The 25269-nt window shown below is 52.6% G+C and carries 14 protein-coding genes; 10 read left to right on the plus strand and 4 right to left on the minus strand.

The window, feature by feature from the left end:
- Positions 1-568: 568 nt before the first annotated feature.
- Entirely contained in the window at positions 569-1111 is a 543-nt protein-coding gene (locus tag KJS63_RS18400) for a hypothetical protein (RefSeq protein WP_213620475.1), read from the plus strand.
- 269 nt (positions 1112-1380) lie between these two features.
- A complete protein-coding gene (locus KJS63_RS18405; RefSeq protein ID WP_213620476.1) occupies positions 1381-2481 on the plus strand; it encodes a hypothetical protein in 1101 nt (366 codons plus the stop codon).
- Between the two features lie 646 nt (positions 2482-3127).
- Here the strand turns inward: KJS63_RS18405 and KJS63_RS18410 are convergent.
- Both KJS63_RS18410 and KJS63_RS18415 read right to left on the minus strand, forming a co-directional pair.
- Positions 3128-4507 (minus strand): esterase-like activity of phytase family protein, encoded by a 1380-nt coding sequence (locus KJS63_RS18410; RefSeq protein ID WP_213620477.1) that lies wholly within the window; start codon positions 4505-4507, stop codon positions 3128-3130.
- Between the two features lie 140 nt (positions 4508-4647).
- On the minus strand, positions 4648-5352 hold the full coding sequence (locus KJS63_RS18415) for a M50 family metallopeptidase (protein WP_213620478.1): 705 nt from the start codon (positions 5350-5352) through the stop codon (positions 4648-4650).
- Between the two features lie 188 nt (positions 5353-5540).
- Here KJS63_RS18415 and KJS63_RS18420 point away from each other — a divergent pair, with 188 nt between their 5' ends.
- Positions 5541-6137: a nitroreductase family protein gene (locus KJS63_RS18420; protein WP_213620479.1), complete on the plus strand. Its 597-nt coding sequence runs from the start codon at positions 5541-5543 to the stop codon at positions 6135-6137.
- Between the two features lie 217 nt (positions 6138-6354).
- Here KJS63_RS18420 and KJS63_RS18425 read toward each other — a convergent pair whose 3' ends face one another.
- Positions 6355-8130 (minus strand): hypothetical protein, encoded by a 1776-nt coding sequence (locus tag KJS63_RS18425; protein WP_213620480.1) that lies wholly within the window; start codon positions 8128-8130, stop codon positions 6355-6357.
- Positions 8127-9083 carry a hypothetical protein gene (locus KJS63_RS18430; RefSeq protein WP_213620481.1) on the minus strand — a complete coding sequence of 319 codons (957 nt, stop codon included), beginning with the start codon at positions 9081-9083 and terminating at the stop codon, positions 8127-8129. Before KJS63_RS18430 ends, KJS63_RS18425 begins: the two co-directional genes overlap by 4 nt.
- Before the next feature lie 442 nt (positions 9084-9525).
- Between KJS63_RS18430 and KJS63_RS18435 the strand changes: the two genes are divergently transcribed.
- From KJS63_RS18435 to KJS63_RS18465, 7 genes are all read left to right on the plus strand, one after another.
- Positions 9526-11304, plus strand: coding sequence for a vWA domain-containing protein (locus tag KJS63_RS18435; protein WP_213620482.1), 1779 nt, complete (start codon positions 9526-9528; stop codon positions 11302-11304).
- Between the two features lie 1155 nt (positions 11305-12459).
- Complete coding sequence (locus KJS63_RS18440; protein ID WP_213620483.1) at positions 12460-15849, plus strand: tubulin-like doman-containing protein; 3390 nt, start codon at positions 12460-12462, stop codon at positions 15847-15849.
- 3 nt (positions 15850-15852) lie between these two features.
- Positions 15853-18294, plus strand: a complete 2442-nt coding sequence (locus KJS63_RS18445; RefSeq protein WP_213620484.1) for a transcription initiation factor TFIID — start codon at positions 15853-15855, stop codon at positions 18292-18294.
- Between the two features lie 81 nt (positions 18295-18375).
- On the plus strand, positions 18376-19659 hold the full coding sequence (locus tag KJS63_RS18450; RefSeq protein ID WP_213620485.1) for a vWA domain-containing protein: 1284 nt from the start codon (positions 18376-18378) through the stop codon (positions 19657-19659).
- A 218-nt stretch (positions 19660-19877) separates the two neighbouring features.
- Positions 19878-20540: a beta-mannanase gene (locus KJS63_RS18455; RefSeq protein ID WP_213620486.1), complete on the plus strand. Its 663-nt coding sequence runs from the start codon at positions 19878-19880 to the stop codon at positions 20538-20540.
- A gap of 28 nt (positions 20541-20568) precedes the next feature.
- Entirely contained in the window at positions 20569-21828 is a 1260-nt protein-coding gene (locus tag KJS63_RS18460) for a TRAFAC clade GTPase domain-containing protein (RefSeq protein WP_213620487.1), read from the plus strand.
- Positions 21829-25086 carry a GAP1-N2 domain-containing protein gene (locus KJS63_RS18465; protein WP_213620488.1) on the plus strand — a complete coding sequence of 1086 codons (3258 nt, stop codon included), beginning with the start codon at positions 21829-21831 and terminating at the stop codon, positions 25084-25086. It begins immediately after the preceding gene.
- Positions 25087-25269: the final 183 nt, after the last annotated feature.

Genomic DNA, 25269 nt, shown 5'->3' on the forward strand with positions numbered 1-25269 from the left:
TTCTTTTTAAATTCAGAGGTGAAGGTTCGTCGTTGTTGTTTTGGCATTGTAGAGATCCGCTCCTTAGCATGATAGGTTTATTCTACAAGCCCTTATTTTTTCTGTCCAACTAAGTGTAGACGATCCACGATCCAATATTGTGAAACTACGAGAGATATGGGGCGATTAATGATCTGGACTGCCCCTGCATTCTTCACAGTAGGTATATTCCTTTACCTTATATGTGTAATCATATTACGTTCAATAAACAAGTACTATTTTTGGCTGCAAACTTTAGCTTTTGTGTTGGTTGGAATCATCCCCGTTTATATTGTACCTTTGATTGCGGGGTTCTTTAAGACTGAGAATCTCTCCTTTTTATTTTCACAAGAGGGAGTATTATTTCTTTTGTTTTTCTCAAGCATCGCTGTTGTCTCTTCTTATGGAACCTGGGTAGCACAGAAAAGGCAAGCCAAGAGACCTTTTGTAATTCTATCTGTTCTAATCCTTGTTCTTTTTATAGTAGTCTAAGACAGGTTTTGTATGTACTACATCGAAAAGGGTCTCCGAATACAGGAGGAATATCTCTATGTATAAAACTTTCTGTTTGTTCTTATTATTATTCTCTTTTGCCCTGGTGAGCTGCACCCATAACAAAGAACCCAATCTGGAACATTCTACCCCCAGCGGACCTACTATCGCTTTGACGGTAGCAGTCTTAGGTAACAGCAAATATCCGGCCATACCACGTGTAAGCTATGTGAACGTTGGATTTAACGACCTGAATCAAAAGAACAGCAGAACGTTTGATGGTCTCATCATTTCCAAGGAGTATTTCGATGAGGCAGCACAGCCTATGAATAAAGAGTTTTTGAAACATATAAAATACCCTGTTTTCTTCATTGGAGCTGAAGAAATTTCAACAGCAGCGTTCTATGTAGACGGACTTGCCTTAGATCAGATTAAGGGTGACGACACATATGCATCCGGATTTGTCCGTACGGAACAAGGTGAATATAAGACTTGGGGACTCGGTCTGCCCAATGAACCCACCGATACGGATAAGGGGCTGAATATCCTGGTTAGAATCTGTAATATTTTGCAGGAGTACAAAATCAGTAAAAAGCCATAGATTTTTGCACTGAAGAGTGAAATTTAATAGGTTTCCTGGCTGTTAGGGAGATTCCCAATTTAAACTTAACAGTAGCTGTGCTCCAAAGAAGCCCTTGGCTTTGAGGGGTGTTTTTTGTTCTTAGAGAAGTGAGGCAGGGGGCAAGTTTGTGATTGCAAATTATAAATTTTTATGACGCTCCAAAATAGGCATACACACAGACTGGCTGCCGCGCATAGCCTATAGTGTAAGCATTTTCTTTTTATACGAAAAGGAGTGTGTTGGTCTACATGGCGGACAAGGAAAAGCATTATTTTGCGCGCGGCAATACAGCTGCTGGATTATATACGTTGTTTGAATCGGTGCTGGAGGGCCTCCAGACGATCTATGTACTTGGCGGCCGCACCGGGGCGGGAAATGCACGGGTGCTTCAAGAACTGGCTGCGGCCTGGAGCAGCAGAAATCTGACCCTGCACTATATTCACCAGCCGTTGGACAGCAGGCTGCTCGAAGGGATCATTCTGGAGGAGCAGCGGATTGGCGTAGTAGACGGCAATGCCTGGAGCGCGGACGCGGTGCTTGAAGGAGCTGAAATCCGCTATATTGACATGGAGAAGCTGCTGGATGCCGAAGCTCTAGAGCCATTCGCGGAGGAAGTGGCCGAACTGGATAAGCAGATCGCTCTGACTTACGAGGAAGCGTATGATACCTTTAACCGGACGCTCCGGATTCATGATGAGTGGGAGAAATTTTATATTGATCACCTGGACCGGGCTAAAGCGGATCAGTTGGCGGAGGATTTTGTCCAGCAGCATCTGGCTTCGGCAGAAGGAGCCGCAGGCAGCGGCAGAGAAATTCACCGTTTCCTCGGAGCAGCTACCTGGCAGGGAGCGATGGATTTTGTCCTGAATTTGACCCAGGATCTGAACAGCCGGATCTTTGTAAAAGGACGCCCAGGCTCAGGCAAATCGACACTCTTCAAAAAAATCGCCGCTGAGGCTAAAAACCGGGGCATCGACACGGAAATCTACCACTGCGGCTTCGACCCGAACAGCCTGGATATGCTGATCTTCCCTCAGCTCAGCCTGGCCATATTCGACAGTACCGCCCCTCATGAGCACTTTCCATCCCGGCAAGGCGATACGATCCTCGACGTCTATAAGCTTGCGATTGCGGAGGGAACGGATGAGAAGTACGCGGATGAAATCGCGGCGATCAAAGACCGCTACACCCGCTCCATGAAGGAAGCGATCGCTCTTCTGGAGACGGTTAAGGACTACCGCGACCGTATTACCTCTATCTACAATGATGCTCTGGATCTAAAGGCACTTCATGTGCTTACCTCTGACTTGCTGGCGGAAGTGGGAGCACAGGTTGCTGCGAGACCGTAACACGGTTGACCGGAAATGGACATACGACTGAGGTGCCAAAATACGGGCAGAAGGAGCCGAGCATTAGAGCTTGGACCCGAGGGCTTGAAATCCCTAGAACTTGAAACCCTAGAGCCTAGAGCAATGAGCAGTCAGAACACCAGGAAACGGGCCATTGAACACCGGAAAAAAGAGTGCCGCGGACTGCCACCAGGCATGGTAAGGAGAAGACAGACCGCGGCATATGCTTATACACTCTGATGGCATTTAGTAATGCACATAGAGTAAAGTTCATACAGTAATGCACATACAGCCAATCCAGGAATGTTCGCTTCTTCGGTAACGATTGGTAAAGCTCATACAGTAATGCACATACAGGAGAGCCATACAGGAAAGCTCATACAGGAAAGACCCTTCAGCATCCGCCTAACCGTGGTGCTGAAGGGTCTTTGCATTGAATTGGGAATGAAGTATCCTCGTGAGATTTGATCGCTTTTGAATAGGGAGAGGGAGCAGCCTTCTGAGCGGCGTGTGCTAAAGAGTCCCTCGGGTTTCCTCATCCAACCTCCCCGCATCGAACAGAGAATGGGCCTGCCCTCTTGAACGGATGAGGAGGGCAGGCCCCTTTTTAGTAAGTCTGGTTGTTAGTAAGGTGATCCGAGCTATTTTACTTCAGCGTGTAAGGAAGCTCAAAGATCCACAGGTCGGTTCCATTCTCCTTGGAGTCCGGCTTGTCCACACCAAAGTCATTGTCATTAACAATGACCAGCTTGTTGCCGCCGACAAGGGAGATCCCTTCAATTTTCTCGTTCGGATATTTGAAGTCTACCGCATTCAGAATCGTCTTCTTGCTAACCGGAGTAACGCCAGCTTTGATCAGCTCGGCAGGTGTGAGCTGTTCCAGTGTTTTGCCTGCTTTGCTTGTATCGTCATACTGCCCCAGGATATTGGTCGCTTTGGACAGATCGATCTGATAAATTTTCTTCAGCTGGGACTTGTCGCCTGCGTTCTTGTCCCGCTCGTCAATCAGCAGGGTATTCTCGTTGATCACGTTCAGGTCGGAGATGACGATATCTCCCTGCTTCAGATCCTTGAACTGCTTCGCATCGTCTGCAATATAAGCGTATTCCGCCACAGGCTGGAGTGTGGCCAGGTCCAGCTTTAGAATCCGCAGGGTGCGCGAATTGTCCACACTCTTATCGGGAAGGCGGAGCGGGCTCTGCATAGCCATGTACAGCCACTTGCCGTCCGGTGTAACCCCTACGGCTTCAGCTCCGCGGTTCTGGCGGCGGTTCAGGTAGGAAGCTGGCAGCACGTCCTTCAGTGGAAGCTCCGGTGTGTTCAGCTCAGCGCTGATTCCTTTGGGAGCGAGACGCTGCACGAGAGTACCATCGCGCTTCACTTGGACAAGGTATGGACCGTATTCATCCGAGATCCAGAACGTATCATCCTTGGGATTGTAGGCGAGGCCCTCCACATCCAGACCGTAAGGATCATAAGTGATAACGTTCTCAGCGGCCTGATCATAAGGCACTTCATCCCGTGACTTCAGGTTAGGCAGCCCGGTAATTTGGCTTGTGCCTGTGACCGGGTCTTTACCGTTGATTTTGAGTGGGATGGTCTCGAGCACCTTGATTTGATCTTGGTCCAGCTGGATTTTGTAGATGGTTGGTGTGTAATTAGGCAGCGGGAACGTCCGGCGCGTTGTGCCTTTGACGTCCACCTCTCCGTTAGGACCGCGGTCGGCGGTTGTGTAGAACACATTAACCGGGTCCCCCGGAAGATGGGCAAGGGAGGAGCCGATGCCAAACTTGATGCCCTTGGCGAGGTCTGGCTGATTCAGTGTATATTTGCCAGTCAGTTTGGGCTTGGCGGTCAGGGAAAGGGCTCCACTGATGTTGTCCCAATCCTCATAGACGCTTACTTTTGTGCTTTGGCCGTTCACCGTATACTCTAATTCTGCGGCATGAGCTCCCGAGGAGAGCAGGGGAAAGCTTCCGACCGAAAGGGCGGCTAGAGCAGCAGCGAACCATTTTTTCGATGACATATGTAAAAGACTCCTTCCATTCCTGTTTCATCGACTATTTTCGACGTATTTACGTTTATTCTAGTGTTGTTTTATTAACGGAATGTATGTATAACATTTGTTCTGTGTAAAACGTAAAAAGAGCATAAAGAGACTTCTCTTCATGCTCTTTCGTATGCTGTAGAACTGCCCGTTCCTTGCTGGGCCGGACGCCTGCTCCAGAACAGCCGGAGCGACATGCTGGCGCACCACAGGGAGAATATCAGGAACAGAATAGCCCAAAGCACGGCGGGCAGCGGGGTCATTCGTGCCAGATTGGCGGCGTCGCCTGCCTCTCCGGGACTGCGGATCGCAGCAAGAACCAGTGTGAGGGGCCCCATAACAGACTCCTCCAGACACAGGAAAGCCAGCAGCAGGTAATAGAAATTTCGAACAGCCGGACCCAGGAAATAGATGATCCCACTGATCAAGAGAAATAAACCAAGCCACCAGACACCGAATCCCCTATGCACAAAAAACACCATCATCAGCAGGGCGATTCCCATGAGGCCGATTAGCCCGGCCGCCTGCCTTCTCCGCTGATAACCGAGGAAGAGCAGCAGGGCGAACAGGGCGGCTAAGGTGTAGCCTGCCAGCGAGACCAGAATGGAGCTCCAGCCGGTGGACAGCAGGGAATACGTAACACCGCTGTGATCCGCATTGAGCTCAATCCGCATCACTCGGCCGGATACCAGGAGGGTGACAATGGCATGCCCCAGCTCATGCACCATGGTGTCCACTGTTCTGAACCAGGAAGAGAACGGAATAAGACGGGTGAGGAATGCCGAACCAAGAAGAAAAAGAATGGTCTTTAGCCATTTGTTCATGGAGTGGACGAGTTCCCTTCTATATAGAATAAAAAATAGATGCGGCTTGCTCTGGTATGAAACGGGTGGAACTTTTTGCTACAATAAGATAGTATGCGGAATAAATCCTCTACCCTTATACGTATGAAGTTAAGGAAGGGTTCATGGATGACCTTAGGGATTTTAAATTTGATGGGAGGTTAACAAGCATGAATGTATCTGAAGCGATTAGAAATAGAAGAAGTATCGGGAAAGTTAAACAGGACGACATCCCCGTAGAAACGATTGAGCGTATTCTTGAGGCGGGTACGTGGGCACCCAACCACAGATTGACCGAGCCGTGGAAATTCTTCGTACATAGAGGGGAAGGGCGGCAGCTTATCGGGAACGCCATGGCGGACATTGCGCTTGAGAAATATGAGGACCCGAACTCGGAGGAAGCCCACAAGGCGGTGGAGACCGCTCAGAGCAGACCGTTTCGCTCGCCGGTGATCATCACCGTGGCCGTGACGCCAAGTGACAAGAAAGGCGTAGTTGAGATTGAGGAATACGGGGCCGTCTTCGCCGCGATCCAGAACATGCTGCTGGAGATTCACAGCTTGGGCCTTGGCGCTGTCTGGAGAACCGGGGACCCGTGCTATCATACGAAGATGAACGAGCACTTCGGGCTTCGTCCGCAGGATAAAGTCCTTGGCTTCATTTATCTCGGCGAGCCGGACGTATCTGATCTTACAGGCAAGCGCACCCCATTCCAGGAGAAAACGGTGTGGGTGGATACACCGGAGAAAATTAAAGCTGACCAATAGAATGTCCCATCTCCAGAATCATTTCACACTCCTGCCTATTGATAATTTTTAAGTTCAACTTAGTATAGACAGGGCGGGACTGTTTTGCAGCCTAATTGTTTGAAAAGTCGCAAGGACATTTCAGGTTATGGGCCAAGCAAGTAAGTAAGCCCTCATACACGGACTCACATCCGTCTATGAGGGCTTTTTTAATCTTAATTATAGTTCCGGCGTATTCTTACTCCACCGCAGCCACCTCAAACACCGGCAGCGAGAGCGTCTGCCCACCCAAGGTGACATCCTCATTCTGGGCGGCCAGGGTTCCTGATACAGTAGTGTCTCCGACACTCATCAGACTGTTTGATTTCAGCAGGACATAGCTGTCTCCGAGTACAGCTAGCGGACCGTTGTCCGTAATGCTGACAATGCTGCATGTGAACTTCACTTTTTCACCGGGGTGCTGAAGCAGATCTTCGATCCGTATATCTTGATATTCAGATTCCGGTTTCACAGGTTCCCGGTACTGGTAGGCGCTGCCCGTCCAGGCATACACCGCGGTTCCCCCCGCTCCATTTCCTTCCGGGTTGTTCACCAGCAAGGTCCCGTCCTTCATGACCTGGTATCCATCTGCTTCGAACTCAAACAGCCTGCTGATTCTCTGGCCCCCTTCCACACCGAAGGCTGTGTAGTAGGCCAGGCGTGTTGAGGATTCGCCTTCTACCAGAATTACCGGCATGGTGCTGGTGCTCAGCTGTTTTTCGAAGGAAAGGCCTTTGATCTTTCTGCCCTGCACAAGCTCACTGCTGGATACCATCCGGGTCTGGCCCGAGGCATCCATGGCTGCATAGTAGATCCGGCCCGTCTCGTCTGATCCAGCCGCGTACACCTGTGCCCCGTAATTACCGCTTCCGCCAATCACATTAGCATAGTTCCGGCTGCTGTCCGCCGCCTGCAGGAGCCGGAGGGGCTCCGCCTTGGTCCAGGCCAGCTTGGCTGCGGAGATCTCCTCCGAGGTGTTCTTGTATGTGGACACCGCCTCATAAATAGCGATTGCCTCTTGGAACTCCCCCCGCGCGACCATCGCCTTTGCCTTTTTGATCAGACGGCTGTACTGCGTAGAGATATAGCCGGTCAGCGGCGACTTCACCTTCGCGGACTCCACGAAATTCACGAAGTCCCGTCCATGCTGAGCAAACGCTGTATAGTTCCCGGTCTTCAGATCGGCCCGCAGCATTTGATCCGCCAGCAGCTCTGCGGTTTTCTTAATCCAAGGAGCTTTTAAATTCAGCTGCTGATACCGGCTGTGAAGGGAGAGGGCTTCACTTAACATATTGGTGAACATGCCCTGCCCGGAGAGCTGGGACAGCTTCCGGCTGTCATATTTCTTGAACTTGGCGGACAGGCTGGCCGTCCGTTTGGCCTCGCTGCCGTAGTATCCGGCTGGCAGCTGCACCAGCAGCTCGCGGAACGACTCATTGGCATAGGATCGCTGCTCCAAATTGTTGTCCATCTGCCGGGTGAAGCGCTGCTCGAACTCCTTGAGCTTAGCCGCAAAATGGTCTGTGACTTGATAGGAAAGCGAGATTTGCTTGTAATAACGACTATATTGGCTCCCTGTCTTCATATACTTATTACGCAGGACAGACAGGTCCGAATAAGCCTGGATGACTCTTGTGTAATCCTCATCGGAATCAGGATCAGCCGAGACAGCCGCTCCATCCAGAGAGGCCAGTCTTGACTTGATTTCTGTGATCGGCGCCAATTCGGCCAGCCGGGTACGGATTTCACCTTCCTTGTATTCAATCCAGCGGTTATTTGCGGCTTTCTGGTACCACTCCTCGGCAGCCACCAGGTTCTTGCTCTTGTAGTAGCGATCAGCTTCCGCAATCCAGGCCATTTTCCGATTGATATAGTAGCCCTTAACCGCAATTAGCGCCAGCATCACACTGCACAATGAAATCATCAGATTACGCAGGGTTAGCGCATTTTTGATCGTCAGTAGAAATAGTCTCATACGTTATGTCCAAGTTTCTTATCTGTATTTTGAAAATCAGGGTCCCATTGGTACTTGCTGTTATAAATCTCGGCAACCTCCACAGCCAGATTGCTGAACTGCAGGTGCGGATCTGTTGTAACGATCCGGAACAGGCGCAGAAAACGGTCTTTGGGCAGCAGCCGTGCATACCTGCGGATGAACTCTGGATACAGCGTCACATACCGCTTCATCCGGACAATGGCGCCTACTGTGGCAGCCAGGATCTCCTTGCCGCCAGGCATGCTCAGGAACTCCGCTTCATGGTCCAGCACATACAGCAGCGTCCGTTCCTTAATCAGCTCAGGCTTGATCTTGGCAATTTCGCCGATGTACTCCGCAAGCCCTTCGTCAAAGTGGAACAGCAGCAGCGATTCAAGCTGCAGGTCCATATCCCGTCTTAGGATGAATGAGCGCAGCAGAGAGAGCTGCTGAAGGCGGTTGCGGTCACTGTCAACCAGCGTCCCGATCTCCCGAAGCATCTCGTAAGCAAGCCGCTCATTGTCTGGACGGATACCGACAGCTGCTTCGATATTAAGCCGGAGCCCCTGAATCAGCCGGTCCTGCTCCTGATTGAACCATTTGGAGAGCTTGCGTGGGGATTCCGTCTGCACCATCTGCCGCTGTACGATCCAGAGCAGCACGGTTAGGGCCAGCCCGCCCCCAAGACAGATTGCAATTTCCTGGAAGGTCGAGCTGAACAGCACGCCAGCCAGGGTCAGGAACAGGGCGACCAGCCGCTCCGTCTGCATTGAGCGCTTGGTGAGGCGAACCGCCATATGTTCTACAGGGATGAAGGCTGATTTGCCGCAGTGCATGCACTCTTTTTCCCAGAGAACCGTGAAATTATGACAGCTCCGGCATACCCTCAGCCGTTGAAAGGCATATCTGGTGCGCTTGAGCGGAGTGATCTGGACAGGAATTTTCTTCATCATGAGCGCTCCTGCCTGTCGTTAATGAGGGCCAGCACCTGACGGTCAATTTCCTCGCGAGGAAAGGGACGCTTGCGGTGAGTATAGTAGAGGATTATCCGGATCACTACAAAAAGAAACAAAATTCCCAAACATCCGTATGCAATCATATTACCGAATCCTTTCTATGGATAAGAGGTGTTTCCCGTCATTATAAAAGGCTTCTCTTCCTACTTCAAATAAGTTCAGATCCCCGGCGAAAAGCCGCACGAAGAGACATAATGGTTTGAACTTTGCGGTGTTTAATTATATCATAAAGGCATAGTAATGGTAGAAATAGTAAGTGTTATGTCGTATTATAATAGGTTTCCGTCATTTTAACGCTATCTTAATATCTTCTTAATAATATCTTAAGACCTGTTCCATAGAGTAGTATTATTCCGATTTCAAGCGAAGGAGTACCCGTATGGTTCCAAAGAAAAAACTAACTTTAGCGCTGCTGCTTGCCCTGTCCCTGCTCGTTCCTTTGGCAAGCGGGCTTCCAGTGGTGGAAGCAGCCCAGCAATCCTCACATATCGATGCCGTACTGGTTGTGGATGACAGCAACTCGATGAACAAGAGCGACCGCAACAAAATCAGCAATGAAGCCATGAAAATGTTCATAGATATGCTCTCCGCAAAAGGGGACAAAGTAGGCGTGGTCGCCTACACCGACCGCATTCAGCGCGAGAAGGCGCTGCTTGAGATCAAGTCCCCGGGAGACAAGGAGGACCTGAAGCATTTCATTGACGGGCTGGACCGTGGGGCCTACACCGATATTGCGGTGGGGGTGAAGGAGGCGGTCAAGGTGCTTCAGGACGGGGCGGACCCGTCCCACGAGCCGATGATCGTCCTTCTTGCCGACGGCAATAACGATTTCAATAAAACCTCCGGCAGAACCCAGGAACAGTCGGACAAAGAGCTGAATCAGGCGCTCGATGAGGCGAAGAAAGACGGAGTTCCGGTCTATACGATTGGACTTAACGCGGACGGCAAGCTGAACAAAGCCAGCCTTGGAGCGATTGCTCAGAAGACCGGGGGCAAGTCCTTTGTGACCGATACCGCGGATGATCTGCCGCAGATTCTGAGTGAGATTTTTGCCAGCCACCTGAAGCTGAAGATCGTTCCTATTCAGTCAATTACGGCGAACGGCAGCTATCAGGATGTCACGGTAAACGTGCCGAATGCGAATGTGCTTGAGGCGAATATATCGATTATGTCCTCCAAGCCAGTCGAAGCTAAGCTGTATGACCCTTCGGGCAAAGAAGTGGCTATCCCGTCAAGCAACGTTATGGTATCGAAGTCCAGAACCTACTCTCTGATCAAGCTTCTTAAACCGGATCAAGGTGACTGGAAGCTGAAGGTTAAAGGGGTGGCCAAGGACAAGATTGATATAAACCTTGTTTTCAACTATGACATGGAGCTGACGATGGACCCGGTTTCATCCAAGACCTACAGCAAGGGCGACAAGATTGATATTAATTCATACCTGGTCAGTGCCGGGAATAAAGTTCAGAACAACAGCTTGTATAAGGATATGAATGCGGTTCTGGTCGTGAAGGACCTGGATACCGGCCAGACCTCGGAGCTCAAGCTGGGTAATACGGGGGACCGTTTCAGCGGCACCTTCGAGATCCCGGATAAGCATAATTATGAGATTAAAGTACGCGCCGAAGAAAAGAGCTTCTACCGCGAGACCCCAGCTGTCAAGATCAATACCAAGAGTGCAGCGGCGGGCAGTGGAACAACGGCAAGCCCGGGGGATAAGGACAAGAAACCTTTTCCTACCTTGTATGTGATCCTTGGTGCTGTGGGTCTTGCAGTCCTTCTGGCGGCGGCCTACTTCCTGCTCCGCATGTGGCAGCGGGCGAACCAGGGCTTCGTCGGCCAGATGGTCATCGAGATCCGGGATGAGAATACCGGGGAGAAGACTTATCCGCAGTACAAGAAGCTGGCCGCCTTCAAAGGCAAGTTCAACCTTCATCAGCTGCTGCAGCTGGCTCCTGAGCTTCGGGAGACGGAGAAGATCATCTTCACGCCAGGCAAAAACGACCGGATCGTGCTGAAGAACCTCAGCCCGAATACAATTGAGAAATCCGGCCGCGCCGTCGATGCCAGCAAGGGGCTTGAGCTGAAGAGCGGCGACCGCCTCACAATCCCGCTGATCGGGGTGGATCAGACGATCCTGCTGGAATATCTGGTGTAAGGTTTGGTAAATTGGGATGCCTGCCTGGGTGCTCTGGAGGCCGCTGCGCTGCCGGATCGTTCTTCCGATCGCTGTTGTCTTCTGATTTCCTTGATTAGATAGTAGAGGATGAAATCAGAAGACAAAGGCGAACGCTGCGCTTCTCCAGAACGATTCCGGCTGCTCCGCTGGGCTCAAGCACGGAAGGCAGCTTCCCAAATTTAACAAGCGGTTTGTTTGGGGTAAATGTATCAAAAGTGGCGTTTTGATCGTTATAACTATGGGATCAAAACTTTGAACATCTTTTTGGAAGGTAGAGTTTCTGTAAAAACGGGCAATTTGCTTGGCCTGACTTGCCATTTTTGAAAGATGGTTGTGGCATGAATTTATCTCTCCTGCACACTAAGAAGTGTACTTATTGTTACTTTAATTAAAGTTTCTTGGCTCTACCTTTAGTCCGTTTTAGGTTCGGGTAGCACAGCTACTGTCTAGACTCATGAGTGGTCGGGAGCTGTGTCTTGGAATTTGGTAACGAAATCGCTGGGGTTAGCAAAGGGAGTGTTCTTGTGGATGATTCTTGTTGATGATGGCTCCTGCCGTAGGCGACAAGGCCAACAATCCGTGAGATTCTTGGCGACGGTAGCCCCTGACAGGGGTAACGAGGCTAGTGGATGGATTACAGCCAGAGCACCCGTAACTCCTAGGGAAGCCCCGCATGCGACGGAGATTTCCCCCCTGAGCATGTAACAATATCGCACTAGCCCAGCGGAGAGGATGGAATCGTTCTGAAGAAGCGCCAGCGGTCGCCTTTGTCAGCGGATTTCCACTCTAAGTGGACAATCAAAGAAATCTGCTGACAACAGCGATCGTAAGAATGATCCATCCGCGGAGCGGCCTTCGAACCGAAGATGGATGCTCATCGCACAGCCCTCGGAACGTATAAGGCTGAGCATTCGCAATGAGATCATTAGGCAGGCTTAAGAATGATCCATCCGCGGAGCGGCCTCTGAACCAACGAAGGGTGGCCGCTTGCAACCTGTTTTCACTAGAAACGTAATTTACTCATCAACACGTGCCTATATCGCACTCACCATAAATCGAACTAATGAATTCAATTATTCGGAGCAAACAGAAAGAGATGATTTGTTTGCTCCGGCCACTTTAGGGGGTCAACTTATGAAACCGATAGTAAGAGAACATATTCAGCAGCTGGACGTTTCGCTCGGCGGAGGTATCGTCAGTGAGAAGATTCGTGTAGACACCATCGACAATCCGATTCTGATCATCGGCCTTGGCGGTACCGGGATCGACGCCCTGCTGCGTCTGAAATACCAGATTAACCGCAGATTCAAGCTGCCTGAGGACCCGATCTCCAAGAAGCGTCAAGAGAAGCCGAACAATGTGGAATTTCTGGCTTTTGAGACGAACGAGCAGGACCGGGGCAAACGCTACAAAGGCATCGGCCTCGATCCAATCAATGAGTTCGTGCTTCTGTCGAACGCTGAAATCGGCGGCCTGCTGCAGAACCGCAGCATTTTGGAACCTTACATTACGGAATGGCTGTCGCCCGAGCTGAGTATTACCGATGGCATGAATGGAGCTGCTGGGGTGCGTCAAGCAGGGAGACTGCTGCTGTTCACCAAGATCAACCAGGTCGTTCAGGCGATCGACAAGAAGATCAAGACGCTCTCCGTAGGTACTAACAAGAAGCTGATGGTGTTCCTGCTCACCGGACTTTCCGGCGGTACAGGCAGCGGTACGTTCCTGGATATTGCGTATATTGTACGGGGGATTATCGAGAGAGACCATGGCTCAGCCGGCATCGACCGCGTGAATACATTGGGGTATCTTTTCACACCGGACATCAACCTTGCCAGCAAGGCGCTAAGTGAACATACCCGTGAATATATCAAAAAGAACGGTTACGCTGCCCTCAAAGAGCTTGACTACTGGATGAACGTGGACAGCCGGGGCGAGCGGTTCCGCCAGCAGTATGGAAACATTTTGACCGTTAATTCCCCGCTTCCGCCGTTCAACCTGTGTCATTTGATTTCGGCGACCAATACCGAAGGCAAGCTGCTGGAGAACGCTTATGATTACTGCATGAACGTCACGGCAGAGAATATAACGAACTTTATGGCGAGCGAGGAGAAGCAGTCTGGCGAGGAATTTGCCATTCATGACTATATCAGCAACATCCGTACGAATATCGCCCAGATGAACAAGGTATACCCGGCGAACTATGAGTACAACATTATCGGGGCCTCCTCAGCGGTGCTGCCGATTGAGGAAATGACCACTTATCTGGCTTTCCGCCTGTTCGGCAAAATGGAGAAAATGTTCCACAAAGCGCCGAATCAGGACGATGTGGAGAAGTTCGCACGCAAGCTCGGTATTGACCTCGATACGATGGTCAAAACATTCGAGTCCCGCGTTCCCGAGCCGCTTCCGGGCTATCAGAACTCCGAGCGCCTCAGCTATACCAACGTGGTGAAGCAGCAGGTTGTGAATATGGATACGGAGCTGGAGCAGAACTTCCTGGCCCGCGCCCGCGAAGAGTACATCAAGGCGAAAAAGCAGCTTCCGGGCGAAATAGTCTCACAGTTCTCGGATCAGATCCGCCGCCTGTTCCTTCATCCAGAGCAGGGACCGTTCTATGTCTCCCGTCTGATCTATACGGAGAAGGGCTTCAGTCTGCTGAAGATGCTGCTGTCCTATATTGAGACGCTGCGGGAGAACCTGACGCGCATCCCGCGGGACATTGAGGCGGCAAGGGAGCAGTCGGAAGAGAAGCTGGGCGATGCCAAGAGCGCCTTCGTGTCCAAGGACAAGAAGAAGAACGCTTATATTGAAGCGAAGATTAATGAGTACTGGCTGCATGCCGATGTGGAACGCACAGAGCAGATGATTGAATTTTACGAGGACCTGTATGACCTGTTGAACAAGGAAAATAACCGGATTTACAACGTATTTACGGAAATTTTGAACGCGCTGAACTCGATTTTTGCCAAAAACGGGGACATCCTCCTCAATGGAGAAGAGCAGGAGGATCACAAAGGGAACAAAACGTACTACTGGAATATTGTCAGTGTGCCTGACATTTCCAAAGTGGTTGGCAACTTGATGGATTCCAAGGATGTGGATGATCTGATCCGCGACTTCGCTCAGGAGCTGCTGGATCATTCCAACCAGTGGATCAAGGAGCAGGAGATTGACATTGTCAGCTCCATCTCCGAATTCCTTACCGACAAGTTCGGTGATCTGATCACCCAGTCGATGGAGGACTTCCTTCTGATGAAATATGGCAAGGATGAGTCGATCGAGAAATTCGTAGAACGCAACATCGCCAGCAAGCTGGATGATGAGGCTGTTCCGGTATTCCATTTAAGCAACAGCTCAGGCAATCTGTACTTCCCGTCCTGGGGCTTTGTGTCGGTGCCGGTTCAGGCGCCAAGCATCCTCAAGGGGATCAAGAACTATCAGAACAACGCGGTGGGCAAGTCTCACTTTACGGTCAAAGAAAGTGAAGTGAAGAACCGGATTTTCTGGCTGAATACGAAGAACGGGGTACCGCTCTTCGTCTATACCCCGCTGAAGGTGTATGAAGAGAGTTATGAGCGCACAATTTTGGATAAGGAAGGCATTGGGCGCCACCTGGTGCAGACGGACAAGAACAACTGGACGTATCTGCCTTCCCCGATTCCTGAGAAGTCGTGGGGCGATGTATACTCGAATGCCCGTGTTCAGGCTTACAATGCCCGGGTGCGTGCCGAGTTCGACAAGGCCATTGAGCTGAAGGTAATTACCGAGAAGAACATCGACCAGAATACAAGCAACCGGTATGAGGTTGTCTTGACCCGGCCGTTTAACCTGGCCGAAACGCTCCGGCCTTATGATATGCAGGTGTCTTCAAACAAACCGAATCTGGGAGAGGTCAAGCGCGCTCTTTCTGAGCTTAGAAGGCTGCTCTCCCAAGGATTAGAGCGGGAAGGCAGCAAGGATATTTTCGGCAGCATTAATGAAGATATGGCCAAGGAGAACCTGATCCGTTCCCCTGAACTGCTAGCCCGTGTCCGTGAAGAGCTGGAGAAGTACCGGGTGATTCAGGAGCAGGCTGCTTCCCTGGAGGCTCTGCTTGGACAACATCAGGATGAGGAAAAATGGCTGGATCAGTTCATTGAGGCGTTGTACACCGGAACGATTACGAAGAAGGGTGCGCTCTACGTATACGACCGTGATCCGGAGGAGGAAGCCTGGGAACCGTTTGCGAATCTGATGAAGAGCCGGAACTTCGCGGAGTTTGAAGTGTATGGCAGCTTCCGCGCTCTAGACGAGAAGAGCCGCAGCACCCTGATGCGCAAAGCGGATCGCCGCGATGCGGAGATGACCGCTTCCGAGGACATCACTCCGCTCCTGTCGAAGCTGGAAGAGCTGTATGAGGCTTTCCTGGAAGCTAGAGACCAGCTGGAGTACGAGCGGGTGGAGCTTGCCAATGGGGAGGAAGCTTACCAGTTCTACAAGCAGATGACAACGAAGCTGAACGATATCCGCAGAAGGTTGAAATAGCTTATGAGACAACTATTAGAGCAGTATGCAGCCGATTACGCTGCGGCGGAGGAAGGCTTAAGCCGCAAGCAGGATGATCCGAGCAGCATTCATTATCCCGCGGTCTACCTGTTCATCGGGGATAGAATCGCGGAGGCGATTGATCCGGTCATTCGGATTCATGATAAGAAATGGGATAACAGTGCAGGGGTGATGTACTTTCATCTGACTTCACAGGAGGGATCGGCGGCAGGGGTAACGGCCGCCTTTTCCCCTTCTTATGGAGAGGGAAGGCCTTTCCCGCCCGCACAGGAGCATCCGCGCGTAGTCCGCTACCGGGTGCCGGAGCCCAGGTATGCGGTGCCTGAAGAAGCCGGGCCCAAAACCTGGCGTCCCGACTTGTACCGCGCCTTCTACCGGGAGCCGCAGCCGCTTCTGGAGCTTAACCGGGCCCTGCGGCGGGTCAGCCAGCGGATTGCAGATTACGGCAGATTGTACTCTTCTTTCGACCGGATTCATCTATCTGTGATCACACAGGCAGGAGATCCTCTGAACGTGTTCGTGCCGGAGGTAACTATACTGGCGAATACGATCTTCGGCCAGTCCTTCAAGTCGGTCCAGACCGACCTGTTCACACTGGTCAGCGAGCGGGAGGATGCCGAGGCCTTTGGATATACCGGGGCTGCGGGCATTGCTTTCCTACGGGAGCTTGAGCTGATGCAGCAGACCGATTATACCTTTACGGCCCCGCTCTTAATGACCGAGGACGGTCTTTCCATCCCGGTGAGTCATCCGGCGTCTCCTTTGTTTGATCTGGTCTATATTTTGTCAGACAAGAATGAGCGGGGAGTAACCCCGCCAGGGGGCATGCGGGACAACGATGAGATCATCTGCCAGATCAGCCTGCTGAAGAACCGGCAGCGGAAGGATTCGCAGTATGAGTCCGTGTCTGGCGCAGCATACAACAACACCTCCTTCAAAAATAACATCATGACCGAATCCGGCCGGCAGGGCTATGTCTCGGCCGGTTTTGCCAAGGTGAAGCGGCCGAATGAGTCCATTGCCCTGACTGTGCTCTACCACTTCTACAGGCAGCTCATCCGGCGGATGAACGGCCCCTTGGAGTGGAAGAACACGGAGAAGCTGGCTTTCTTCGGCCTGGATGCAGACACCTTGGCCGGGCAGGCGCGGCGGATCGTCCCTGACGAGTCGCGGCTTGCCGATATGAACGGCATCATGACCCAAGGGGTCAGCTTCGCTGCGCTGCGGACAATGACGCTTCGCGAAGCGGAAGCCGCGTTGTTCGGTGGCGGCGGCGAGCTGTTCTTCCGCGATAACTATCAGCGGGAGGTCGACAGCGCACTGGCCGGGCTCCGGCTGGATGAGGAGCTTGAGGCCACAGTGCGCCGCAGCCGGAATCTCCACCCGCAGGTGGGATTATTCCACCTTGCGGAGTGGACGGACGACGCCGGGGGGCCGGGCAGCCTGCGGGAGGTCTACCGCTCACGGATTCGTGAGCTGGCCGGCCAGCTTGAATCGGCGAAGGCTGAGCTGGATCAGACCTATCAGGGCCTGGTCCAGGATCAATCTTTTCCTCGTATGCCGATGATGGATAAGCACAATGTGCGCAGCTTTATCCGGCATTTTATCAGCGTGGTATATACCTTGAAGGTGGATATCCTGCTGTTGGATACCCAGCTGAAGCTGGCCCGCCGCCTTGAGGCAGAGCTGGACCGCCTTCATGCTGGCTTTAGAATGCAGACGCGGCAGCTGGAGGAGCTCGAAGACACGCTGCGCGGGAGCGCTGTGCAGAGCATCCGGCTGGCCGATGACTATATCGGGCAGAACCTGATGGAGTACTACGAGCGGGTGACCGAGGAGGTTATGGCGGAGCTTGAAGCCCGGCGGGGAGCGGACATCTGGTTCGACGACCGGTATATGGGGAGCCCTGCGGCACTTATGGAAGGCGGGGTTCACAGCCTGGTGGATCGGATGATTCTGGTATGCCGCAGAGATATTCTTACAAGTGGACCGTTCGCGCAGACGTTCGAGGAGGAACTGCTTCGGCGTGCGAATGTGGCGGTGGAGTATGACAATAAGCAGGTGCTCTCCAAGGATGAACTGTTCAAGAAGCTCTACCGCACACTGGAGGAACACGCCGTCATTAATGTCAGATTGTTCGACTACACGCATGAGCACCGGTATGAGGAGAAGTATTTCTTCGGGGATGCCGGGAGTGAATTTATGAAGTATGCGATGGATGCGGATGAATCGTCGCGGATCTACAAGTTGGGTATGGTCCATGAGAACCGCACCAGCGGGGTAGAGAAGCTGTGCCTGATGGGTGGTTTTCATCTGGAAGACCTCATGTTCTACCGCAACGGCAAAATCTACTACGAGACTTATCTGCAGAACGGATACAGGTTCCACGGGATAGATCCGAAGGACCTGCCGGAGCTAAGATAGCTGCTTGGACGCTCTGTGGTGACATAACAATTTGCCATAGGTATCCACGGAAATAATAAATAGAAAGGGTGCGTGGTTACAATGCAGCGAAAATTCAATCTGCTCCTCACACTGTTCAGTCTGATCGGGGGCGCTGTAGGTTTCGCCATTGGGGAATGGCTGCTGGGTGATTTGAGTGGACGATGGCCGAATATCGTTGTGATCGGCCTTTATTTTGGAATTATGGCTCTGTGTGTAGGGCTGTTCTGTCTTGTGGCGGAAATGATTAAACCGCGCTTGAACGGCATGTCCTGGCGGCAGCGTTATGTGGATGCTTCCTGGAAGCTGCTGGTCCCGGCAACCTTAGGCATCCTGCTTGTGGCCGGGCTTGCGTTGGAATTTGTCTATGAGCTGAACGGCGGGGGCGTCAAGCAGGTTAAGGATATTGTCATGATTATGGACAGCTCAGGCAGCATGAAACAGAATGACCCGAATAATGACCGGTATGATGCCGCCAAAAAGCTGGTGGATGAGATGGATGGGGACAAAAGGGTTGCTGTGTTCACATTCGATGATAAAGCCTCCCTGGTGCAGCCGTTTGTCAGCTTAAGCTCCCGGTCGGCCAAGGATGAAGTGAAGACAGCGATTGATGGCATCCAAGCCACGGATGGGGGGACAGACATCGGCCTTGCGTTAGGAGACGCGATGAAGCACATTACGGCAGAAGGTACGCCGGATCAGAACACGATGGTGATCCTGTTGTCGGATGGAGTTAGTAATATTGATCTGCAGACAGCCCTAGCGGATTACAAAAGCAAGCAGATTAAAGTGAATACGGTCGGTCTGAACCTGGTTGATTCCGCGGGTTCAAATCTGCTCAAGGAAATTGCGACAGAGACCGGAGGAACCTATAGCGATGTGGCTAAGGCCGGAGATCTTAAGTATGTGTTCCGCCAAATCTATGACAAAGATACGCTCGGTGAGCGGACCCTGGTGACCGAGCGGACCGGACCTGCCGCAGACAGCACGTATTATATGATTCTGCGAATCGTGGCTCTTGTTGTTATTGGGGCAGCCCTTGGGCTGGCGCTCGGCCTGATCTTCGATAACCGTTATCTCGCCCGCAGCTTTGGCATCGGCGGGGTGGTCTCGGGTCTGCTGGCCGGCCTGATTCTGGAATTTGGCCTAAGCGGGCACGGGTCCGCTGACATGCTCTGCCGCCTCTGGGCTGATCTGGTTCTTGCCGGAGTGATTACCTTGTTTGCCTGGATTATTCCGGTTAAGGAGCATTTTAAGGCTTCTGGAGGTCGTGTTCGGCCAGGGCAGGCTGGAAATGCGGACGGATTCGGAGGCAGACGGAAGGACAGCTCCAGCAGAGGGTTCTGACGGAGGGTTTTGGGAGAGGGGCTTGAGCAAGTCTTATTAGGGCGCGCAGCAGGCTCTATATTAGGCCAAAAGCAGACCAGAAGTAGGCCAAAGATTAAGCCCAAGCAAGCCTTGCGTGTCTTTATATATCAAACCCAAGCAAGCCTGCTTGTTTCCACTGATGCACATGACGGTGCAAACCGCCATACTCAAGCACGAGCCACAGGAGGAGAAGAACGATGCGGTTTATCGATCAGGATGAGCCATCTGCCCCGGTCCCGTTCCCGGTGATCGGCGAGCTGACCCACCGGGTTGATGATGACCGGTGTACACTGCGCTGGCGTTGGCCGGAGGGAATCCAGGCGGTGTATATCCACAAGTCTCCGGCGGGAAGCGGGGGAGCGGATTACCAGGCTTCCGTGCCTCCTGCCGGGGAGCTGCGGCTGTATACCCGGGATGAGTACAAGGCCAATAACGGCTATCACGACCGGATTCAAGAGATCGGTCAGCTTGTGTATACCGTGTATGCCAGCTGGTCTGAGCAGGGGGATACCCTGCTCGCCAGGCAACATGACGGTGCCAACCGGACGGTGGCCAGCACCGGCAAGGCGAAGATTTATTACTCGGTCCGCGAGAAGAACGGTCTGTTCAGCAAATATAAAACCGTACAAATCACGGTGACCGCCGAGGTCCCGGTGGCCAAGGATGTACTCTGTTATGTGAAGAAGCAGGGAGGGTATCCGGCGGACCGGGAGGACGGTACCGTGTACCCGTTTGTCACCCCTTTTGCTGCAGGAAGAAATGTGCTTCCGGTCATTGAGGTTGGCAAGCAGGATCATGTCCGGCTGTTCTTCACGGATGGGCCTAAATACGGCCATACGTATGTGCTGATTCCGGAATAGCCTTGGGAAGGGAAGGAGGAACAAGTCGATGAGTTTTTTCAATTTATTCAAAAAGAAGCCTCAAGCGGCACCGCGCCCGCTTTATTACGATATTGTGTGCCCGTACTGCTTCAGCAAGTTCTCGCCGGAAGAGGTGGTGTTCCGCGCTGCGCATCACCGGGAGGATGATGAGGATTACTCCCTCGGTGAGGACTACGAGCTGAATAAATACAGGGAGCGCTTTGGGCTCGATACGGTGTATGACATCGAGGCCATTCTGCATCCGCAGGATATTCATGAGGAACACCGCATTTATTCGGACCATGTGCTGATCGGGCTTAATGACAGATACGGCGTTGTTACGCGGCGCAGACTGTGCCCGAGATGCCATAATGAACTCCCGGTTACAGCGGGAAAGGTGCCGAGCAACATCATCTCCATCATTGGCGCCTCGCAAGCGGGGAAATCCGTGTATATGACCTCACTGATTCACACGCTCCAGCATGAGACGGCTGATCACTTCGGAGCGGCATGCATGCCGCTGACGGCTGAGATCAGCCGCAAGTTCCGCTCCGCGTATGAGGAGCCGCTGTTCGAGCGGGGCGACCTGCTGGCTTCCACGCAGAAGGAGAAGATGCAGGAGCCATTTATTTTCCAATTCGTGTTCAAGGATGAGTCCAAGCCGCCGCTTACGCTGGTATTCTTCGATGTTGCCGGGGAGGGCATGGTCGATCAGGATTATCTTGGACTGCATGGGCAGCATATCAAGAACTCCGCCGGGATTCTGTTTATGGTCGATCCACTGCAAATCCGGTCGATCCGCGAGAAGCTCCGTATCAAGCATGGGGATACGCCTGGAGAATGGGTGTCGCAGTATGACGAGCCCCGTGATGTGGTACTGACTTTGTTCGGTGACTTTATCGCTTATGAAGACAAAGGCAAGACTGATATTCCTACCGCCGTGGTGCTGACGAAGAGTGACATGCTGCGGGCTTTGGCGGATGAGGAAGGGGAGTACATCAAGAAGAACAGCAATATTTTCAACAATGCGGTGCATCGCCGGACGCTGAATTTGACCGAGTTCGAGAACATTGATGGTGAAGTGCGGCATTTGATTGAGAAGGTGGATCGGCCGTTCAAGGGCACGATGGACGTATATTTCAAAGACACAGCCTACTTTGCCGTATCGGCGCTCGGAAGCAATCCGGTTAACCAGAAGCTGCAAGGCGTGGTGAGCCCGATCCGCGTGGATGAGCCCTTCGTCTGGCTGCTGTACAAACTGAATTATATCGAGGGGAGTGAGGCTTAAGTGAGTCACTCCGCTTCTATTCAGCAGCAGATGTACACCCGCGAGCGGCGCGGGATCTTTCGTCAGACTGAAGGCTTCGACACCGTAGCCAGATCAGGAGGCCTGGAGCCGGGTTGGATCAAAAAAGTGCTGCATCCGTTCTGCGTCTATGACGCTCCAGCCGAACTGACGGCCCGCGGGGAGAAGGACGGCGCGGCTTATCCGGAAGCCGTTCATCTTTTTCATACAGACAATGGGGATACGGTGTTGGGCCGGAGTCTGTTTCAGCCAGCCGACTTCACGGGTCTGCGCAGCGCCTTTTTCTCCCATAACTATGTGATTCCCGCAGCCAGACTGGAGGAATTGGTCCAGGATTACGGTATGTTTTTACACGCCGATTTTGCCCGGGGATATGATATTGGGCAGGGTGACGAGCTTCCGGCCTTGGATCGGCTTCCCGTGCGGCGGATGGAGACGGGTTCTGTGGTAGAGAATCCGTATGAGCTTCTCAAGGAGCTTAAGATTTCGGAGCCGATGTTCAAGCAGCTGCTGTCTGCAATATTATCGGCCGTAACTGGCGGGCGTAAAGTGTACGTGGCACTGGACGTTCCGGCTGCATACATCTCCGAGGCTGCCTTGCCGCTGCTTGAGCTGCTGTATTCGGCTTTGCCGCACCCGGTTCGGAGAGTGCTCGGTTTCGTGTCTTATGCGAAGGAGCCGCAGAGCCGCAAGGGAATCCATATTTCTTTTGTAGAACGGGGTAGCCTGCGTCCCGGTGACCGTGGTATTGAGAAGGACTATACGTTCGATCTGGCTTCAGGCCGGGTAACGAATGTGGATCTGGATTGGACTAAGCAGCCTTACTTGGATATGGCCTGGGAGCTGCTGGGCCGGAAGGAGCAGCTTGAGGACTTCCACCGGTTCTCGGATATTATGCTGCGGGACATGGGCCAGGAGAAGGCTTTGTCCATAGCAAGCTATCATGAACTGAGCGTGTTGTATCAGGTGGAAGGCGGCAATGAGGGGCTGTATGAGAGCCATAAAATATCCGTGCTTCGCGGGATACTGGAGTATCTCCGTCCCGAAGGGGCATTGGCGGCCAAGGAGCGGCTGAACGATCTGTTCCTTGCCCGGTTCGACCGTGAATTCGATGCGGTGAAATCGGGGAGGGTGCCTGATCCGGCGATAGCCGAATGTATTAAGGACTACTACCGGATTGATCCGAAGAACAATGAGCGGCGTGTGGTGGAATACTTCATTCGGGCAGCAGCCAACGCCCGGAAGGAGCCTGCGGCTTTCAGTAAGCTGAATGCGCTGATTGAGAACCATCCGTCCCTGCGCAAGGCTTATTTTGACCAGGTTCTTAAGGATGACCAGTTGTCCGCACTCCTGTTTGTGCCGTATATCGAGGACCGCTTCCGTTCAGCTGGAAATGTCCGTGAAGTAGTCAGCGTGATTCAGGAATGGGACCGGTTCTATCCGGGAGTATGGGATAAGAAAGGACTGCGTGAGCTTGCGCGTTCAGAAGTGACCAGCAGGCTGCAGCAGGCGAAGGATATAACGGCCGCGGCGGGTGAGGTTCTAGCCATGGTCGATGGACAGCGCGAGCCGTTCAAGGGAGCGAATCAGCGCGAGACCGGGGCGGAAAATAAGCGACAGCCTAGACAGCGGGCGAATAACAGCAATACGGCTTCCGAGGCCAAAGAGCTGAGCGGCTGGGATGTACTGGATCGGCCTGGACTGAGTGATCAGGGGGAAGCCAGCGGCCATGGCAGCGTTGGAATTATGGCCGACCTGGCGTCAGCGGTCCGGCGCATTCTGCTGGCTCTGCTGGATATGGAGAAGCTGACCAAAGAGGCCTTGTTAAGTATGGAATTTATCGCTTGGGCTGGGACAGGTGATTTTGGCCCGCAGAAGCTGGACGCCCAGATGAAGTCGAAGCTGGCTGTTCTGAAATCCTTGTATGCCTGGTTCGGTCAGGCGGAGCCGGATGTGCCGGTCTTCGATCAGCTGAAGCCCAAGGAGATGGACGAAGTCCAGCGGGTCGGGCGCCGGTGGCTGCGTGCCGAGATTGGTGCAGGCCGGTTTGACCGTCTGACCCTGGCTTTTTACAGAGGCGGCGCGGATGATTCCATGGATTACGCAGGTCTCGTAGAAGGGTTGCGGTCTTACGCGGCCGGGCCGGATACGATCTACCGGTTCTTCCAGTGGTCCGAGCGGCAGCCGTTGTATCTTCGGGGAAGCAAGCTTGCGCCTGCTTATGAGGCTGCTATTATGTCCTATTTCCGGAAGCATGACCGGGATGCATTTAAGAAGCGGGCCAACTGGAAGGACCACTTTGACAAGGCTGGCCGTGTGCTGAAGCCGGTCTATGAGCGGGCGAAGCAGGAGCTGGCTTCTCCGCTGGCCCGGATGTTCCGGGGAAAGAGAACTCTCCTGTTCGGCCTGATTGTGGTGCTGCTTGCGGCAGGAATATGGGGAACGCTCCAGCTGACAGGGACCTTCGACAAGAAGGAACCTGTAGCTGTGGTTCCCAATGTGCCGGACAAGCCGGTTCAGCAGGGGACGAAGGAGATAGAACCCCTTCTTCCAGAGCGGGCGGTTTATGCGGAGCAGGTGATGGGTAAGGACGGCAAGGAGGCCACCCGTTTGGTGTTCTTGTTTCGATCCGGGGAGGAATGCCGGGCTTTTACAGCGGACTCCGTAGTGGTGGACACGGGGGATGAGAAGGCCAAGAAGCAGACTCTCCCTCTGAATAAGTTGAGTCATTCCTGTGCCGAGAAGACTTCTGGTAATGATTCTGAAGGCAGCACGCAGAACTCCGGTAAGACCGGCAAGACTTCAGAAAAGGGTGATCCGGGCACTTCAACCGAGGGCGGCACGGAAGCGGATAAAACTTCCGGTTCATCGGCAGGGAATGCCGGTATGGGCGATAAATCGGCCACCCAAACGGACAGCGATGGCAGGAAAGACGACGCGAAGTCGGTATCACAGGCCGGTAAGGCTGGGACTGATGCCATAGGGACAGGAGCAGCAGGTACGGCAGACTCGGCGAGTACTTCTAATGCTGGCCAATCTAAAGGAGTTAAAAGCTCATCCTCTGGCAAGAAGGGTCAAGACAAGGGCCAGGCCTCTTCATTCGCTATTGATCCTAAGCGGTATGCGAATCAGGTCACAGCTCTGCTGAGCAAGGCTTACAGCATCCCGTCCGGGAGCCGATTAAACGCGGATAATCTCGAATTTGAGTTTGTTACCAAGTCGGTTGATAACAAAGAGTGACAGGTCTCTTTTGGTTCCGTAAAGCTTTATCCGTCCAGATTGACTCGGCCTTAAACAACTGTAGTCTGGCAATAACAGCGAGCGACTACAATTAAGTACAGGTTAATGCAGTAAACAGTAAGTACAGCTAACAGCAACTAACAGCAACTATATAAAATGAACTCTAGAATTAACTAATTTGAG

Origin of the sequence: Paenibacillus sp. J22TS3, assembly GCF_018403205.1 — a bacterium.
Taxonomy (GTDB): domain Bacteria; phylum Bacillota; class Bacilli; order Paenibacillales; family Paenibacillaceae; genus Fontibacillus; species Fontibacillus tuaregi.